Origin of the sequence: Labilibaculum sp. K2S, assembly GCF_030372765.1 — a bacterium.
Taxonomy (GTDB): Bacteria; Bacteroidota; Bacteroidia; order Bacteroidales; family Marinifilaceae; genus Labilibaculum.
On sequence record NZ_JAUCMW010000008.1, the window covers coordinates 114233 to 131129 of the forward strand.

The following is a 16897-nucleotide window of genomic DNA, read 5'->3' on the forward strand; positions in this document are numbered from 1 at the left end:
TTCTTGTTTGATTGGATTTTCAGAGATAATATCTATTTATTATCCTTGTTAAATTTCTTAATGAACTGATCAAGAGCCATTGTCATAGATGGAGCTTGTGGCATTGGAGCCTGAATATCAAGTCTTAGGTTATTTAATGTAACAGCATCAGATGTAGAAGGTCCAAATGCAGCTATAAGTGTATTGTTTTGTTTAAAATCTGGAAAATTTTGAAGCAAAGATGCAATTCCTGAAGGACTGAAAAAGGCCAACACATCATAATTCACATTTGCTAAATCCGACAAATCACTGCTAACGGTTCGGTATAGAATAGCTTTGGAATATTTTATTTTGCTTTTAGTAAGCAATTCAGGAATGGATTGTTTATGAATGTCCGAAAGAGGAACTAAAAATGTTTCTCCTTTGTGTTTCAAAATAATTTCCATTAAATCTTCAAATCGTTTTTCTCCAAAGAAGATTTTTCTTTTGCGATAAACAATGTATTTTTGAAGATAGAAAGCCGTTGATTCTGAGATACAGTAGTACTTCATCTCATCGGGTACAGTAATTCTAAGTTCCTGACAAATTCTAAAGAAATGATCAATTGCTGTACGACTAGTAAATATTACAGCTGTGTGATCCAATACATTGATTCTTTCTTGTCTAAACTCCTTGGCTGAAATCCCTTCAACTTGAATAAAAGGTCGAAAATCAATTTTTAAATTATATTTTTCGGCCAAATCAAAATACGGGGACTTTTCAGTTTGTGGTTTTGGTTGTGAAACCAGTATCGTCTTGATTTTCAAAATAGTAGAGTTTAGTTCGACAATTTGTTAACCGACCTACACCAATAAATACAACAGTTTGTAAATCATTAGCAAGGGCAAAATTTCCAGTGCACAAAGGTACAAAATCATATAAAATATTGACACATGTTGGCGAAATAATATTTTTAAACCTCTGGATAGTCGGAATACATAAAAAATCAGAGTTAATATCAACCCCGAATTTAATAGCATTGGTACAGAGTGTTGTGCTATAAATGGCGCACTAATAGTGATGGGCAAGAGGATTACCCCCAAATTTTTATTGTAAATAGATACTGTGTGTAAATATTCTTTACTTTCCTTAATTCCGTTAAAAATATATCCAATAAATCTAATGAAGATGAATTTGGTGTTGTATAAACCCACTAATCCAACAAGACAATAGAGGAAAAAAACAATATTGTTGTGCTCATGGTTAAGTGAGAGGATGTAAACAAAATACTGTACAATAAATAAGGTGAAATTCACATAAAAAAGGAGGTGCAAGAAAATAGAACCTCTTAAGTTTCTCATATTTTTTTCCAAAAAAAGATTGGAAGAGGTTTGGTAGTTGATTGTTGAATCGAATACCCGAAGCAGGAATTTACTAAATGAAAATCTTACGATTGCCATTAAAATCAATGCAAATAAAAGCACACCAACCATCCAGTCGCTGTTATGAGAAGCAATTAGAACTCCTTTCTCACGGATTACTTGTACAGTGGAATCTTTTTCAGTTATTGGGATGCTATCTGAAATTAGTAAAGAATCAATTGGAATTCCGATTATCGGATTAAAAACAGAATCAGCTGCTGTTTCTGTTTGTTTTGCTGATACTTGTTGCGCGGGACGAAAAATGATAGAATCCTTTAATTCATTGCCTGATTGAATCAATGAATCACTTAAGGGAATCTTGTTCACAAGTAAAAGGTGTGAATTGTTTTGCGCCATACTATATCAGGAACTTATTGGATTGATTTTTACAAAGATAATTTTATTTTTCGTGGAGATATATTTCCAGCCAAAAAGAAAGCCCGAAATTTTATCGGGCTTTTGTCTTATTTACAGTTCTTTGTAACCTATTAATTGCTTTTTGCGAAGATTCTCTTTTTCAAAGCCATCTAATTTTCTCTCACTTTTTAGCACCTCTTTCTCCCATGAACCATACATTGGGTTGGGAAGAACTATAAATCGTTGTCCAAATTCAGTTTGCATTTCATCTACTTTCGAAAATCCAAAGTCAGCCGATCTGTCTTCCAAAAATTCATCAAAATCGCCTAAATTATCACCGGCAAGAATTAAAATTTCATGAGTTTCCAGTACTTTGTTTCGGCGCTCTGTTTTTATGCTTGTTTTCGTTTTTAGTAAGACATGTTTTTGATCCGCAAAGGGAAATCCGAAATCTTTAAGGTTCTTTATTGTTTTAGCTAAAGCCGAAGTATCACGGTTGGATATATAAAAGGTTTCAACGCCTTTCGATTCGGCATATTTTAAAAATTCCAGAGATCCTGGTGTTGGTGAAGCCTTTGCCATATCTGTCCATTCTTTCCAGGCTGCGCTTGTAAATGCTTTGCCACTGCGAATCGAATTGGTTTCGAAAGGACTGTTGTCTAAAACTGTTTCATCAATATCAACAACAACAGCTTTGGGTTTCGTATTATCACTCTTGGTTAATAATTGATTATCCAACGAAAGTTTAGCCATGTTAAAAGCCTGATAATACAATGCTCTGCACTCCGAAGCTCTTTGAAACCAAAGAGTAGCCATTACTAAATGTTCATTCTGATTATTTTCCTGTTTTTTTGAATCCAGAGGTTTGGAACAAGAAGAAATCAGGATGGAAAATGTGGCTAAAGCAAAAAATACTTTTCTCATATCAATTGATATTTTAATTTTAGTAATTCACTAGGAATTGGATTTTTAAATCTTCGGAGATGAATTTCAAATTGTAGATTATACTAAAAATGGTTTCGGAAACCGAAGATAATAAAAAAATGGCTGTAACTTTAATTTAGGTGTATGCGTCATACATTTGATTGCCACTAAATATGAATCTGGACGAATACAACATAAGCGTAGATCAGCATGCTGATGGAATGTTCCGTTTTATCCTCAAAAGCATTAGAGATGAGGATAAAGCGAGGGATGTTGTGCAGGATAGTTTCGAGAAATTATGGCGAAATGTTGAGAATGTTAATTACCTGAAAGTAAAATCTTATTTGTACACAACGGCTTATCATACCATGATTGATTTGATTCGACGAGAGAAAAGAAAAGAAGATTTTGAAAATGTGGATGTTAGAGATTATTCACATTCAGAGCATTATTCAGATTTAAGTGAAATTCTTGATGAAGCCTTGAAAAGATTATCGGATGTTCAACGATCGGTAATTTTATTGCGCGACTACGAAGGATATTCTTACACAGAAATTGCAAAAATTACAGATTTAACTGAGTCGCAGGTGAAAGTTTATATTTATCGGGCTAGAATGCATTTGAAAAATTACATCGGAAGTATTGAATCAATAGTATAAAGAATAGGAGATGAGGGAAATAACCCGATACAACTATGAGGAATTCTTCCTCGATTATTTGGAAGGAACATTAAGTTCCCTTCAGAGCGTCGCTTTGGAAGATTTTCTGACCAGGAATCCAGATCTAAAATTAGAATTGGAGGAGATGGAGTGTCCTGTTTTTACTAAAGACAGCGTTGAAATTGATTTGAAATCTTTAAAAGAAATTCCTTTTCGCGAAAGTTTTGATGATTTCTGTATTGCCAGGTTGGAAGGAGACTTGTCAGTTGAAAATGAAATTGCATTTGACACTTTTTTAGAAAAGAACAAGTCCTTTCAAAAAGAGAATCAGATCTATCAAAAAACGATTTTACATGCTGATAATAGTCTTGTTTTTACCGATAAGGAAAAGTTAAAAAGGAGTTCCCGTAAAGTTGCTTACTGGTGGTATTTTTCAAGAATTGGAGTCGCTGCCTCAATTGTTCTGCTTTTTTCACTTTGGAGTATATTGTATCAATTTAAAGGTAATCAATCAGATGAAGAGAAAATTACTGCCAAGGTAGAAAAAGCAATTACGGAAAGTAAGAAGACGAATAAAATTAAAGAGGCAATTGATGTTGAGGCTCTTGTAACTCCCAAACGAGAGGTTGTTCAATCGGAGAAAAAATATTCCATTGAAAACAGACAACAAAAAACAGCAGATAATCAGGGAGATAAAACACAAGTCGAAAATATAGAAAAGGTGCTTAAGCGGGTTGAACCTGTGGTGCTTTCGTCTGATATAAAACTCATCGCATTAGCCAATTCTGCAGATCCAACGATAGAACTGGATATTCCCAAAGAAAAGAATACTGAAATCAGTACTCAAAATAACGGACTAGCACAATTGGGTATGTCATGGAAATCAAGTGTGCCCGAAAAGAAAGCTCAAAATTCTGTTTTATATGCTATTGCGAAATATGGCGTTGATAAATTGGGCGAAATTGCCGGGAAAAATGTTCAATTGGAGAAGAAGTATGACTCTACTACTGAAAAGACACGATTAGATTTTAATACTGCAGGCATCGGTTTCTCAAAAACAATTAAATAGGCCTGTAACTATTCATTCACCATTTCGTCTTACCCATAGAAATAACATAAATATACCGTTATGAAACGTCCATGAGTAAATCATCATTAACTCTATAAGCATGATTATTTACAATTGGTAAGTTTCATCTGATAGTAACAAGAAAATTATAAAATGATGAAAAAAATATTTTTACTATGCATGGCCTCTGTGCTTGTATTTGGAAGCAACGCTCAGGAAGTTGTTGATACTTTAAAGACTGATACGATCAAGAAGAAGATTTTAATTGAAGATTCATGGTCGAACAAGAAAACGAAATCAGAGAAAAAAGAAACTGTTAAAGCTCAATCATGGGAAACGAATGCAGATACAACAAAAGTTAAATTTCTCGAAAAAGATTTAGTAAAAGTTGTTGAGGATGACAAAGGAATTAAAGCTAGAATTGGGAAAATTGGTAAGGTAGGTTTTGAAGAGGACAGAGACACTACAAAAATTCGACTTGGCGGAAAACAGATTAATATTATTGACGGCTGGCACGGAACAAGAATTCGAATTCAGAAGGTAAATCCTTGGGATGCCAATCAGGATAAATTTTTTATGGAAGAGGAGAAAGGTTTTCGAGGACATTGGGCAGGTTTTGAAGTGGGTGTAAATGGTTTTGCTGACGAGTATTATGGTAATTATCCTGATGATCAGAAGGATTTTATGGATTTAGATATGGCCAAATCACTTGCCGTTAACTTAAACTTTCTTCAGTACGATATTAGTTTACAAAAGGAAAGAAACACCATTGGTTTGGTGACTGGTATGGGATTGGAATGGAACAATTACCGTTTCGATCAAAATATAACATTGGCAAATGATGGTTCTGGAAAAATTGAACCAATTGATTTTGATCCTGACTGGAACATCAAAAAAAGCAAATTAACCAGTTTGTACCTGACAGTACCTTTATTGTTGGAGTTTCAAATTCCGGTTAAGTATAAATCAAGAAGAGTGCACATGTCTGTCGGAGTAGTGGGAGGATTGCGAATAGGTTCTCATACAAAAGTAAAATACAAATCGAACGGGAACATGCACAAAGATAAAGATCGCGACGATTTTAACCTGAACACTCTGCGTTACGCAGCTCATGCTCGCATCGGTTATCGTTCACTAAACTTTTTTGCTACTTATGGTTTAACCAATTTATTCGAATATAATAAAGGCCCGGAACTAGTGCCTTTTACGGTTGGAATTACCTTGGTGAGTTTTTAGAATATTACTAATAGATAAATATTATTATGCCGGATCCCTGATGAATCCGGCATTTTTATTGATTTGTATCATGAGCTTTGACGAGTGTTGAATTATGTGCTATAAAGTAGTATATTAGCGACATGAAAAGAAAATTCCAGCTTTTAATTTGCTTTTTTTCTATCTTCCTTGCTCTACCTGCATTTGCTGATTCCCAGACAAATTTGGATAGCTTGAATAATCGCTATACAAAAGTGTTTGGTCAGGAAAAATTGGAGACATTATTGGAGATGAGTCGGGCATATTGGGATACCGAACCCGGAAAAGGAATTGAAATAGCTACCAGAGCACTCGCAACGGCTCAAAGTCTTGGTTATGATCAGGAAATAGTGAAAGCCATGTTTTATTTGGGAACGGCTTACTATAAGGATAATCAGTATGATTTCTCGCTGGATTATTTGCTGCAGGCGTATCGTTTTGCGAAAAATCATGATTACCAAAAGAAAGTTGCTGATATCAGTCACCAATTGGCTACTGTTTACTACCAATCTGGGAAAATCAACAAAACATACCATTATACAGAGGAAGCCAACAGTATTTATAAGAAACTGGATGATAAGGAGGGAATTGCCCGATGTCTGAATATGTTTGGTGTTTACTATCAGTCAATTCGAGATTATGATCAGGCCATCGATTATTTGCAGAAAGGACTGAAACTTGGGAAAGAAATTTCACACAGATCCATCGTTGGAGAACTATTGAATGACATTGGCAGTTTGTATACCGAAATGGGAGATACTCTTAAAGCTATTCGAACTTATCATGAGGCTGTTGACTATTATAAGTCAAATGGACCAAATAATAAAACCGGGGTTTTTGAACTGAATATGAGCGATTTATATCTCCAGCATAACGATCTCACCAAAGCAAAACATCATCTTGACAAAGGTTATCTGGTTGGCAAACAATTAAAATCGAAAAGGTTACTTCGGGATTATTACAAATATCTTTCGCTTTACTATACAAAACGTGGGGATTATAAGAATTCAGTAATTGCCTATCAAAATCTTCAATCTTATCAGGATTCTATTGCGTCGGAGCATTTATCAAATAAAATTGATGATTTAGATTCCAGACATATGGAAAACATTAAAAATCAGGAAAATCAGGCTCTTCGGGCTGAAAATCAAACACAACAATTGGAAATTAACCGTCAGTATACCATTGGTTTACTGATTTTACTTTTACTACTTGTGGTTATATTTCTTCTCACTTTCCGGTACCGAAATAATCTGAAGGACAATGAGCTTTTATACCTGCGTAATCGTCTGGTAAGTCAGCATCAGGAGGAGTTAATAGGAGCAATGAAAAGGCTTAAAGAGAGTGAAGATAAGCTTAGAACAGCCAATGAAACCAAGGATAAAATGTTTTCCTTAATTGCCCATGATTTGCGGGGAGCAATTGGCAATATTAGTAATGGATTAAGAATGATGCTTACCGACGAGGAATTGGATCTGTCTGAAGAAGATAAAACAGAATTTTTGCAATCTTTGTTTCATTCCGCTGATAATTCATTTGAATTACTTGAAAATCTGTTGTTTTGGGCAAAAAATCAAACGTCTACGATATCTGCTAACCTACAAATGGTTGATGCCAGTTCGATAATTAGTTCAAATATAAATTTGTCGGCAGAGTTAGCAAAAATTAAATCCATTCGTTTAATAGCAAGTACCAATCCTTCTGTAGAAGTGTATATCGATTGGAATATGATCAATACGGTTTTGCGTAATCTGATATCAAATGCAATTAAATTTACCAATAAAGGGGGAATTATTGAAGTTAAATCGGAGATTGGAGAGTATTTCGTTAAAATTTCGGTGATTGACAATGGAATTGGAATGATGCCGGATCAGATAGAGAATATTTACGAAGGCAAAACAACTGATGGCACAGCTAATGAGAAAGGTACAGGGCTAGGCATCACTTTGTGCCGAGATTTCTTAGTAAAAAATCATGGCGAAATGATGGTAGAAAGTGAAGTTGATAAGGGGAGCACATTTTCGTTTATCATTCCCCGCAGGCCAATGAGTGATGATAAATTTAGTGAATTTGTGAAAAAGGAGACCCGGATTTCATTCGTAAATGTCTAAATTTAGGTCAGATAATTCACATCTACTTAAACTAAATTCAGCGCAAATGAGATTATTATTAATAAGTAACTCCACGATGGCCGGGGAGGAATATTTAGACTATCCAAAAAACAACATCAAAGATTTTTTAGGCGATAAGCCAGTTAAGGCTTTATTCATCCCCTACGCAGGAGTAACTGTTTCTTTCGACGAGTATGAAGCCAAAGTAAAGGCTAAGTTCAATGAAGTTGGCCATGATATTGTTTCTATTCATCATTTCGAAGATCCGGCAAAGGCTGTCGAAGAGGCTGAAGCAATTGTTGTAGGTGGTGGAAGTACCTGGAATATGCTTCATTTGGTGCATAAAAACAACCTGACGGAGGCAATCCGTAAGAAAGTTATCAGTGAAAATGCGCCATATATTGGTTGGAGTGCAGGTTCCAATTTGGCTTGCCCCACGATTAAAACCACTAATGATATGCCGATTATCGATCCCTTGGGATTTGATGCGCTTAATTTGATTCCATTTCAGATTAACCCGCATTATTTGGATAAAAATCCTGATGGTCATGGAGGAGAAACCCGTGAAGATCGTATCAACGAATTCATGCTTGTAAATCCTGATATGTATGTTGCAGGTTTGCGAGAGGGAAGCATGTTCCTGGTCGAAAATGGAAAAATTAATTTGATTGGAAAATACAACTGTCGAATTTTTAAAAATAATGTTAAAACATACGAATTGAGTCCCAAGGATGATTTTAATTTTTTGTTGAAATAAATTTTAGAAAATGCATTTAAAAGCGGTTGAATCATATTCAACCGCTTTTTTAAATTTGAATTTTTACCTTTGTACACCTCTAAATAAATAATATTGTACTTTTCATATTTTGCAAAAAAAACTTATTAATGGATTTATTATCATCTAGCTATTTTGCTTTATTTCTAATTGTTGCCATTGGTTTTATTGTCGGAAATATTAAAATAAAAGGGATATCCCTGGATGTTTCTGCAGTAATCTTTGTGGCCCTGGTGTTTGGTCATTACGGTGTTACGATCCCGAATGATATTCAGAAAATAGGATTGACATTGTTCATTTTCACCATTGGAATTCAGGCCGGACCTGGTTTTTTTGAATCTTTTAAAAAGAATGGGAGAGAGCTGATTCTGCTGGCATTTATTTTGGTGGGAAGCGCCTCGCTTATTACACTTATAGTAGTTGTGTTTTTTCAAATTGATATGAATATTGCAATTGGTCTGCTTACAGGCTCATTAACCAGCACACCAGGTTTGGCCGCTGCAATTGAAAGCACTCAATCACCACTTGCTTCAATCGGTTATGGGATAGCTTATCCTTTTGGTGTAATTGCTGTAATTTTGTTTGCACGATTGTATCCCAAGTTAGTTGGAGTTGATATCCAAAAGGAAGCGGAGAAATTGGAAGAAGAGGTTTTGCAGCAACATCCTGAATTAGTGAATAAGAATCTGGTTGTTGAGAATGAAAATATTGTTGGAAAAAGCATAAAAGAGTTGAAGATTCGTTCAATGACCCAAGCCAATATTTCAAGAATAATGCACAATGGGAAAACCATTGTTCCATTGCCTTCAACAATACTTGAGAAGGGAGATATTGTTAGATTAATAGGTGCTGAACAGGCTATTGAAAAGGCAAGAATTCTAATTGGGGAAGAAACGATCAAGGCAATTCCACTTAGCAACGATTATGTGATTGAATCCATTCTGGTTACAAACAAACAAGTTGTAAATAAAACCTTAGGTCAATTAAATGTTTTAGCCAATTACAATGCACGTGTTACCAGAATTCGAAGAGCTGGAATTGATATTGTTGCAAGTTCTAAATCAGAAATTCGATTTGGAGATAAACTTGTTGTCGCATGCAGTACAGGCAACATCAGTAATGTTCGTCACTTGTTTGGAAACGAAAGTAAAAAGTTGTCAGATACAGATTTCTTTCCAATTGCAACAGGAATTGTACTTGGTGTTTTAGTGGGAAAATTAAAAATATCCTTTACGGATGATTTTACATTTAGTCTTGGATTAACCGGTGGCATTTTAATTGTTGCTTTGGTTCTGAGTAGAATTGGCAAAACCGGTCCAATTTTGTGGACCATGTCCGGATCATCCAATCAATTGCTTCGTCAGTTAGGATTGCTAATGTTTCTTTCAGTTGTAGGAACAAGCGCAGGCTCACATTTGGTAGAAACATTCAAGGAGTCTGGATTTATATTATTTTCACTGGGGATAGGAATTACGCTGTTACCCATGATTATTACAACCTTAATTGGGCATTTTGTTCTGAAAATGAATATTCTTAATTTATTGGGAACGCTCACCGGAAGTATGACGAGTACACCGGGTTTGGCTGCTGTTGATGGAATGACAGATTCTGCAGCACCATCAATTGCATATGCAACCGTTTATCCAATTGCAATGGTGCTGTTAATGGTGTGTGTTCAGCTATTAAGTATGTGGTAAAAAATTAAAATCCCGAAAAGGAAAGTCTTCTCGGGATGCTGGCATTTTATATTGGTGATATTAAAAATCTACTTCTACAACTACAGGACAATGATCCGAATGAATCACATCAGCTAGAATTGAAGCTCCTTTTAGCTGATCACGAAGAGGTTCACTCACCATGTGATAATCAATTCTCCAACCCAAATTCTTACCTCTGGAACCGGCTCTATAGCTCCACCAACTGTATTTATCCGGCGATTGATCGAATACTCTGAAGCTGTCTATAAAACCATTGTCAATAAATTGGCTTACCCATTCTCTTTCTTCGGGCAGGAATCCCGAAACGCCTTTTTTCTTTTCCGGTTTACTAATATCTATTTCTTTGTGACAGATATTATAATCACCGCCAATAATCAAATTTGGTCTTTCTTTTTTTAATTCAGTAATGTAATCCTGAAAATAGGCCAGCCATTCCATCTTATAATCCTGTCGTGGCCCTCCGGCTGTTCCCGATGGATGGTATGTGCTAAAAACCGAAACATCTCCAAAATCAGCTCTAATTGCTCTTCCTTCAATATCATATTTTGGGTTGTCAACACCAATAACCACTTTATCCGGTTTTTCTTTAGTTAGAATGCCAACACCACTGTATCCTTTTTTTTCAGCAGAAAACCAGTAACAATGATATCCCAATTCTTCAAAAAGATGAGTTTCTATCTGCTCTGGCTGAGCTTTTGTTTCCTGAATTAAAAGGATGTCCGGACTTTCTTGTTTGAGCCATCCAATAAAGTCTTTTCCAAGAGCCGCTCGAATTCCATTTACATTGTAACTTATTATTTTTCGCATAGCGTATGTTTTTATTTGAAGAGAATAAAGATAAAAAAGAAAACCCTGATAAGGATAAATTCAGATAATAGATAAATTAAAAATTCAGAAAATGCAATACGATTGCCTAAAATTACTTCAAATCAACTACTTTTGTAATAAAAATAAGAACATTGAAAGAAGGAGTTGTAATCAAATCGACAGGAAGTTGGTATACCGTAAAATCCAACGATGGTGAAATCCATAATTGCCGAATAAAAGGGCGGTTTAGAATGGAAGGCATTCGTACAACCAATCCTATATCGGTTGGTGATAAAGTAGATTTTGAGGAAGAAAATGAGGCGAATGTAATTGTGAAGATTTACGATCGGAAGAATTATATTATTCGTAAATCATCAAATTTATCAAAACACAGTCAAATTATCGCAGCAAATATCGATCAGGCGTTTTTAATTGTTACCGTCAACTATCCGTTGACAACGACAACTTTTATTGATCGTTTTTTATCCGCTGCCGAGGCATATCGCATTCCTGTAAATCTTATTTTTAATAAAATTGACAGATATCGCCCCAATGATATAAAACGTTTGGGTGAATTAAAATACACTTACGAAAAAATTGGCTACAAATGTTTTGAAATTTCTGCCAAGAAGGGAACTCATCTGGATATTATCAGAGAAGCCTTAAAAGGCAAAATAAATCTGCTTTCAGGGCATTCTGGTGTTGGGAAATCAACTTTAATAAATGCGATACAACCTGGTTTGGATCTAAAAACCGGCGAAATTTCCGAAGCACATTCTCAAGGGAAACATACCACAACTTTTTCAGAAATGTTTGAATTGGATTTTGATGGTTATATTATTGATACTCCTGGAATTAGGGGGTTCGGAACTATTGATATGGAAAAACAGGAAATGTCTCATTTCTTTCCGGAAATATTTAGAATTTCGAAGCATTGTCAATTCAATAACTGTACCCATGTGCATGAACCAAAATGTGCTGTAAAAGGTGCCGTTGAAATTGGAGAAATTTGTATCACCAGATATGAAAGTTATTTGGGGATGATCATGGAGGATGAGGACAGTAAATACAGAATCTAGAAAATACAGGAATTATAAAAAATGATTTTAAAGACATAAGCACGTAATTATTACGTGCTGTTTTTTTATTGATACAGAACAAATAAATGGCTACAATACTTGATCCTAAGGAATTTCTTGAGATGGGTGAATTTTTACCCATGGTTGATGTTAGAACTGCTGCAGAATTTGAGACGGGTCATATTCCCGGAGCTCAGAATCTTCCAATTTTCACCAACGAAGAAAGAGTTGTTGTAGGAACTAAATACAAAAGAGCAGGAAAGGATTCTGCTGTATTGTTAGGCTTGGAATTGGTAGGGCCAAAATTGGCGCGTTTTGTAAAGCAAGCCAAAAAAATTGCTCCCGGGAAAAATATATTGGTACACTGCTGGAGAGGTGGAATGAGAAGCGGAAGCATGGCTTGGTTGTTCGAGACTGCCGGCTTTACAGTTTATCTGTTAAAGGACGGTTACAAAGCGTACAGAGCGTATAATCGAGAGCAGTTTCTCAGAAAAGCGGAGATTATCGTTTTGGGTGGGATGACTGGAAGCGGCAAAACAGAAGTTTTGCATGAAATGATAAAAATGGGGCATCAGGTTCTCGATTTGGAAGGAGTTGCAAATCATAAAGGATCGGTTTTTGGTGCTTTGGGGCAGGCAGATCAGCCAACTAACGAGAATTTTGAAAATGAATTGGCTAGAATATGGTCAGGTTTCGATTTCAATAAAACCATTTGGATTGAAGATGAAAGCAACTCAGTAGGAACTGTTTGGGTCAATGAGCTGTTGTTTCTTAGAATGAGAAAAGCTGATGTTGTTAAAATGGATATTCCAAAAGTAGAGCGAATTGAAAGATTAGTGAGGGAGTATGCATGTTTTGATATTGCTGATTTAAAGAAACTGGTTTTAAAAATTGAGAAAAGATTGGGCGGATTGAATGTGAAAAATGCTTTGGAAAGTCTTGATAAAGGAGATTTTCATACTGTTGCTGATATTACACTAACCTACTACGACAAAGCATACCTTCACGGCCAGCAAAAGCGAAAAGGGCAAACCATTTATTCAATAGCACTCGAAAAGGATGATCCTAAAGAGAATGCGAAAGCCATAATTGAATTCTACTCGAACTTAAAGAAGTAGTTTCTGAGATAAGAAATCAAAAGATTTGTCGTTACCTTTATGTGAAACCTTAGAACTCGAAAATCTTGGATATTTATCTGAAAAACCGTCATTGGAAATTTTATTTTTTACTGATTGCCATAATAATCGTTTTTGGCTCAATTCTTTATACCAATAACTTAGTTGGAAAATTAGCCAACGAAGAGGTGAAGAAAATTGAATTGTGGGCCGAAGGAATGCGAAGCTTGCAGCTAAACCCCGATCAGGATGTTTCTTTGATTAACCGTATTTTGGAACAAAACGAAACCATTCCTGTTATTCTTATTGATGATGATGGAAACATAGTTGATCATAGAAATATTAAACTCCCGAAAAGGAATGATGATGAGTTTTTAAAGGAAAAACTTCAGGACATGAAGGATGATAATCATTTCATTGAAATAGAGCTTGTAAATGGAAAAAACTATATCTATTTCGACGATTCGAGTATTCTAAAGCGATTGGCTTGGTATCCTTTTGTTCAATTGGGAGCGATTATCACATTTATTTTGATTGCATTTTTGGCTTTTTCGTATTCAAAATCAGCCGAACAGAACCAGGTTTGGGTCGGGATGTCAAAAGAAACAGCTCATCAGTTGGGAACGCCTATCAGCTCTTTAATGGCTTGGATGGAGTTGATTAAATCTGGTGAGATTGATCCTCAATTATCTCTCGAAATGGCAAAAGATGTCGATCGGTTAGAGGTTATCGCTGAACGTTTTTCAAAAATTGGTTCAAAGCCTGTTTTAAAGTTTACAAACATTTTGGATGTACTCAGTAGTAGTATCGAATACCTAAAAAAGAGAACTTCGGATAAGGTTGATTTTAATTTAAAAGGAGTTGATGTGGAGAATGCAGTCATTCCATTAAATAAAGAATTGTTTTCGTGGGTAATAGAGAATTTGTCGAAGAATGCGGTTGACGCGATGGAAGGCAAAGGGAGTTTGAAATTTTCAGTGTCAAATAAAACAAATCAACTAATAATCGATATCAGCGATACGGGTAAAGGAATAGCAAGAAATCAATTTAAGACTATTTTTAAGCCGGGATTTACCTCAAAAAAGAGAGGATGGGGGCTTGGGTTATCTCTTTCGAAACGAATTATTGAAAATTATCACCGCGGAAAAATTTTTGTTGTTAGCTCAGAATTGGGCAACGGTGCGGTGTTTAGGATTATTTTACCTTTAAATTGAACCATTTGATTTTCAAATAGCTGATTTTTTTTTGAAACCAACAAATAACTACCTATTTTTGCAGCCCGTTTTCAAGGGAATTTTATCATTGAAACTGTAATTCAGTTTAATAATTGGTTGAGATTGCCGAAAAAAGATGTTGAGATTTATGAAAACGTATGATTAATTTTTATACTTTTGCAAAGTTTTATTAGAATATTTTGGATTATCTAGCAAAATATACGATTCCTTTCAAAGGATTGAAAGATGGTAAGCATGAATTCAATTTTACCATTGATCAGAAATTCTTTGAGCATTTTCAACAGGAAGATGCATATCAGGTTGATGCCTCAGTGAAAGTAACACTGGAGAAGAAAACTTTGGTTATGACTCTCACTATTGAACTGGATGGTAAAATGAATGTGGCCTGCGATCGTTGTCTCGAACAATTTGACATGGAGGTGAACGGAGAAAGCTCTGTTTATGTGAAATTTGGAGAGGAAAACGAAGAGTTGGCCGATGATGTTATTGTGATTTCGGAAGCAGTAAACGAGCTTGAAACAGCACATTACATCTATGAACTATTTTCACTAAGCTTACCTTTAAGCTTTGTACATCCGGAAGATGAGGATGGAGATAGTACCTGTAATGAAGAAATGATTCAAAAATTGAATGACCATTCAGTGAAAGATGAACAGAGCATCGATCCAAGATGGAATGATTTAAGAAAATTGATTGATAATAATTAGTTAAATAGGTTGAAAAATGGCACATCCAAAACACAGAACGTCGAAGCAGAGAAGAAATAAGAGAAGAACTCATCTTAAAGCAACTCCAGCTACTTTAGCATCTTGCTCAAATTGTGGAGCAACTGTTAAATATCATACTGTTTGCCCTGAATGCGGTTATTACAGAGGTAAATTGGCGATCGAAAAGAAAGTTACAGCATAATCTAAGTCAAGTTATTTAGGTTAAACGCAATATGTAAATTTGCTCCTCAGGTCTTACTTGGGAGCAATTTTGCTTATTATACAGTTTCATTTTGCAAATTCCAGAGTTATTAAATTGTTTTAATCAAATTTTTGGTTGAAGTATAATTTGGTATCTATTTAATTTGTTTAGAATGGATTTCTGTGTAAACAGAACGCTGAATCTATCTGATAAACACTAAGTAAGCTAGAAGAATGTCAAAAATTAATGCAGTAATAACTGGTGTTGGAGCTTATGTTCCAGACTATGTTCTTACCAATGAGGAATTAAGCACCATGGTTGATACAACCGATGAGTGGATTATGACTCGTATTGGTATTAAGGAAAGAAGAATTCTAAAAGGCGAAGGAAAAGGATCTTCAGATTTGGGAGCAAAAGCTGTTGAAGAGCTTTTGAAAAAAACCAATACTTCTCCTGAGGATGTTGATTTGTTGATTTGTGCAACAGTAACTCCTGACATGCAATTTCCGGCAACAGCTAATATAATTAGCGATAAATTGGGAATTAATGACGCATTTAGTTTTGATTTAAATGCAGGATGTTCGGGATTCTTATTCGCATTGGTTACTGGTTCAAAGTACATTCAATCAGGGATGTATAAGAAAGTGGTAATTGTTGGTGCTGAAAAAATGTCATCAATTGTTGATTATACAGATCGTCAGACTTGCCCGATATTCGGTGATGGTGCGGCAGCAGTAATGTTGGAACCAACTACCGAAAACATTGGTATTATTGATGAAATGCTGCATACTCAAGGATTCGGCAGAAAACATCTGCATCAAAAAGCTGGTGGATCTTGCAGACCGGCGAGTCATGAAACCGTTGATGCCCGAGAGCATTTCATCTATCAGGAGGGAAATCATGTATTTAAGCATGCCGTTTCCAATATGGCAGATGTTTCCGTTGAAATGATGGAAAAACACAACATGACCGCGGATGATTTAGCGTGGTTGGTGCCCCATCAGGCGAATAATCGTATTATTGAAGCCACAGCAAAACGAATGGGATTGGCGAAAGAGAAAGTAATGATCAATATCCAAAAATACGGAAACACTACTTCGGCAACTATTCCTTTGTGTTTATGGGAGTGGGAAAACCAATTGAATAAAGGTGATAACATTATCCTTTCAGGATTTGGAGCCGGGTTTACCTGGGGCTCTATTCTTTTGAAATGGGGTTACAATCCTAAATAAAACAATAACTAAGTAAGAATATAATCAGGCCTCCAATTTGGAGGCTTTTTTTTTCTTGGAATCGTTTTAAAAGAATGGTTTTCTTCAACCAAATTTTTATATTTGTATGGCTTACAAAGAGAACTGTAAGCTCTTTTTTAATTCGAAAATACTTTTTTTTATAAAATTGAGTTGATTTACTATTACTGATGAAATTAATGTAACTGAAGCTTTTAAAAGGTGGTGACATGACAGTTTCATAAGTGTCGGCAGTATTTAACCACTCAGATTTATA

16 protein-coding genes are annotated in these 16897 nt (G+C 35.3%); 12 read left to right on the top strand and 4 right to left on the bottom strand.

The window, feature by feature from the left end; genetic code table 11:
• Positions 1-32 precede the first annotated feature (32 nt).
• From QUH73_RS11260 to QUH73_RS11270, 3 genes are all read right to left on the bottom strand, one after another.
• Positions 33-785 (bottom strand): uroporphyrinogen-III synthase, encoded by a 753-nt coding sequence (locus QUH73_RS11260; protein ID WP_289530539.1) that lies wholly within the window; start codon positions 783-785, stop codon positions 33-35.
• 36 nt (positions 786-821) lie between these two features.
• A complete protein-coding gene (locus QUH73_RS11265; RefSeq protein ID WP_289530540.1) occupies positions 822-1736 on the bottom strand; it encodes a DUF4271 domain-containing protein in 915 nt (304 codons plus the stop codon).
• A 111-nt stretch (positions 1737-1847) separates the two neighbouring features.
• On the bottom strand, positions 1848-2660 hold the full coding sequence (locus QUH73_RS11270) for a 5'-nucleotidase, lipoprotein e(P4) family (protein WP_289530541.1): 813 nt from the start codon (positions 2658-2660) through the stop codon (positions 1848-1850).
• A gap of 173 nt (positions 2661-2833) precedes the next feature.
• On the opposite strand from QUH73_RS11270, the gene QUH73_RS11275 reads away from it, so the two are divergent.
• The 6 genes from QUH73_RS11275 (at position 2834) to QUH73_RS11300 (ending at position 10225) form a co-directional block, all read left to right on the top strand.
• Positions 2834-3319, top strand: coding sequence for an RNA polymerase sigma factor (locus QUH73_RS11275; RefSeq protein ID WP_289530542.1), 486 nt, complete (start codon positions 2834-2836; stop codon positions 3317-3319).
• A gap of 10 nt (positions 3320-3329) precedes the next feature.
• Complete coding sequence (locus QUH73_RS11280) at positions 3330-4388, top strand: hypothetical protein (RefSeq protein WP_289530543.1); 1059 nt, start codon at positions 3330-3332, stop codon at positions 4386-4388.
• A gap of 156 nt (positions 4389-4544) precedes the next feature.
• Entirely contained in the window at positions 4545-5624 is a 1080-nt protein-coding gene (locus QUH73_RS11285) for an outer membrane beta-barrel protein (RefSeq protein ID WP_289530544.1), read from the top strand.
• A 212-nt stretch (positions 5625-5836) separates the two neighbouring features.
• Positions 5837-7753 carry a tetratricopeptide repeat-containing sensor histidine kinase gene (locus QUH73_RS11290; protein WP_289530545.1) on the top strand — a complete coding sequence of 639 codons (1917 nt, stop codon included), beginning with the start codon at positions 5837-5839 and terminating at the stop codon, positions 7751-7753.
• 46 nt (positions 7754-7799) lie between these two features.
• Positions 7800-8510 carry a dipeptidase PepE gene (gene pepE, locus QUH73_RS11295; protein WP_289530546.1) on the top strand — a complete coding sequence of 237 codons (711 nt, stop codon included), beginning with the start codon at positions 7800-7802 and terminating at the stop codon, positions 8508-8510.
• A gap of 128 nt (positions 8511-8638) precedes the next feature.
• Positions 8639-10225 (top strand): aspartate:alanine exchanger family transporter, encoded by a 1587-nt coding sequence (locus QUH73_RS11300; protein ID WP_289530547.1) that lies wholly within the window; start codon positions 8639-8641, stop codon positions 10223-10225.
• A 60-nt stretch (positions 10226-10285) separates the two neighbouring features.
• Here QUH73_RS11300 and QUH73_RS11305 read toward each other — a convergent pair whose 3' ends face one another.
• Complete coding sequence (locus tag QUH73_RS11305) at positions 10286-11053, bottom strand: exodeoxyribonuclease III (RefSeq protein ID WP_289530548.1); 768 nt, start codon at positions 11051-11053, stop codon at positions 10286-10288.
• A gap of 152 nt (positions 11054-11205) precedes the next feature.
• Here QUH73_RS11305 and rsgA point away from each other — a divergent pair, with 152 nt between their 5' ends.
• From rsgA to QUH73_RS11335, 6 genes are all read left to right on the top strand, one after another.
• Positions 11206-12132: a ribosome small subunit-dependent GTPase A gene (gene rsgA, locus QUH73_RS11310; RefSeq protein WP_289530549.1), complete on the top strand. Its 927-nt coding sequence runs from the start codon at positions 11206-11208 to the stop codon at positions 12130-12132.
• An 86-nt stretch (positions 12133-12218) separates the two neighbouring features.
• On the top strand, positions 12219-13250 hold the full coding sequence (mnmH, locus tag QUH73_RS11315) for a tRNA 2-selenouridine(34) synthase MnmH (RefSeq protein ID WP_289530550.1): 1032 nt from the start codon (positions 12219-12221) through the stop codon (positions 13248-13250).
• Positions 13251-13315: 65 nt separating this feature from the next.
• Positions 13316-14461: a sensor histidine kinase gene (locus QUH73_RS11320; protein ID WP_289530551.1), complete on the top strand. Its 1146-nt coding sequence runs from the start codon at positions 13316-13318 to the stop codon at positions 14459-14461.
• 200 nt (positions 14462-14661) lie between these two features.
• Complete coding sequence (locus QUH73_RS11325; protein ID WP_289530552.1) at positions 14662-15189, top strand: YceD family protein; 528 nt, start codon at positions 14662-14664, stop codon at positions 15187-15189.
• Between the two features lie 16 nt (positions 15190-15205).
• Positions 15206-15391 carry a 50S ribosomal protein L32 gene (gene rpmF / locus QUH73_RS11330; protein ID WP_101261094.1) on the top strand — a complete coding sequence of 62 codons (186 nt, stop codon included), beginning with the start codon at positions 15206-15208 and terminating at the stop codon, positions 15389-15391.
• 233 nt (positions 15392-15624) lie between these two features.
• Complete coding sequence (locus QUH73_RS11335) at positions 15625-16623, top strand: beta-ketoacyl-ACP synthase III (RefSeq protein ID WP_289530553.1); 999 nt, start codon at positions 15625-15627, stop codon at positions 16621-16623.
• Positions 16624-16897 lie beyond the last annotated feature (274 nt).

Bases quoted from the DNA above. Each gene is read 5' to 3' on its own strand.
- QUH73_RS11265 (WP_289530540.1), bottom strand. From the start codon at position 1,736: ATGGCGCAAAACAATTCACACCTTTTACTTGTGAACAAGATTCCCTTA.
- QUH73_RS11270 (WP_289530541.1), bottom strand. From the start codon at position 2,660: ATGAGAAAAGTATTTTTTGCTTTAGCCACATTTTCCATCCTGATTTCT.
- QUH73_RS11275 (WP_289530542.1), top strand. From the start codon at position 2,834: ATGAATCTGGACGAATACAACATAAGCGTAGATCAGCATGCTGATGGA.
- QUH73_RS11280 (WP_289530543.1), top strand. From the start codon at position 3,330: ATGAGGGAAATAACCCGATACAACTATGAGGAATTCTTCCTCGATTAT.
- QUH73_RS11285 (WP_289530544.1), top strand. From the start codon at position 4,545: ATGAAAAAAATATTTTTACTATGCATGGCCTCTGTGCTTGTATTTGGA.
- pepE (WP_289530546.1), top strand. From the start codon at position 7,800: ATGAGATTATTATTAATAAGTAACTCCACGATGGCCGGGGAGGAATAT.
- QUH73_RS11300 (WP_289530547.1), top strand. From the start codon at position 8,639: ATGGATTTATTATCATCTAGCTATTTTGCTTTATTTCTAATTGTTGCC.
- QUH73_RS11305 (WP_289530548.1), bottom strand. From the start codon at position 11,053: ATGCGAAAAATAATAAGTTACAATGTAAATGGAATTCGAGCGGCTCTT.
- mnmH (WP_289530550.1), top strand. From the start codon at position 12,219: ATGGCTACAATACTTGATCCTAAGGAATTTCTTGAGATGGGTGAATTT.
- rpmF (WP_101261094.1), top strand. From the start codon at position 15,206: ATGGCACATCCAAAACACAGAACGTCGAAGCAGAGAAGAAATAAGAGA.
- QUH73_RS11335 (WP_289530553.1), top strand. From the start codon at position 15,625: ATGTCAAAAATTAATGCAGTAATAACTGGTGTTGGAGCTTATGTTCCA.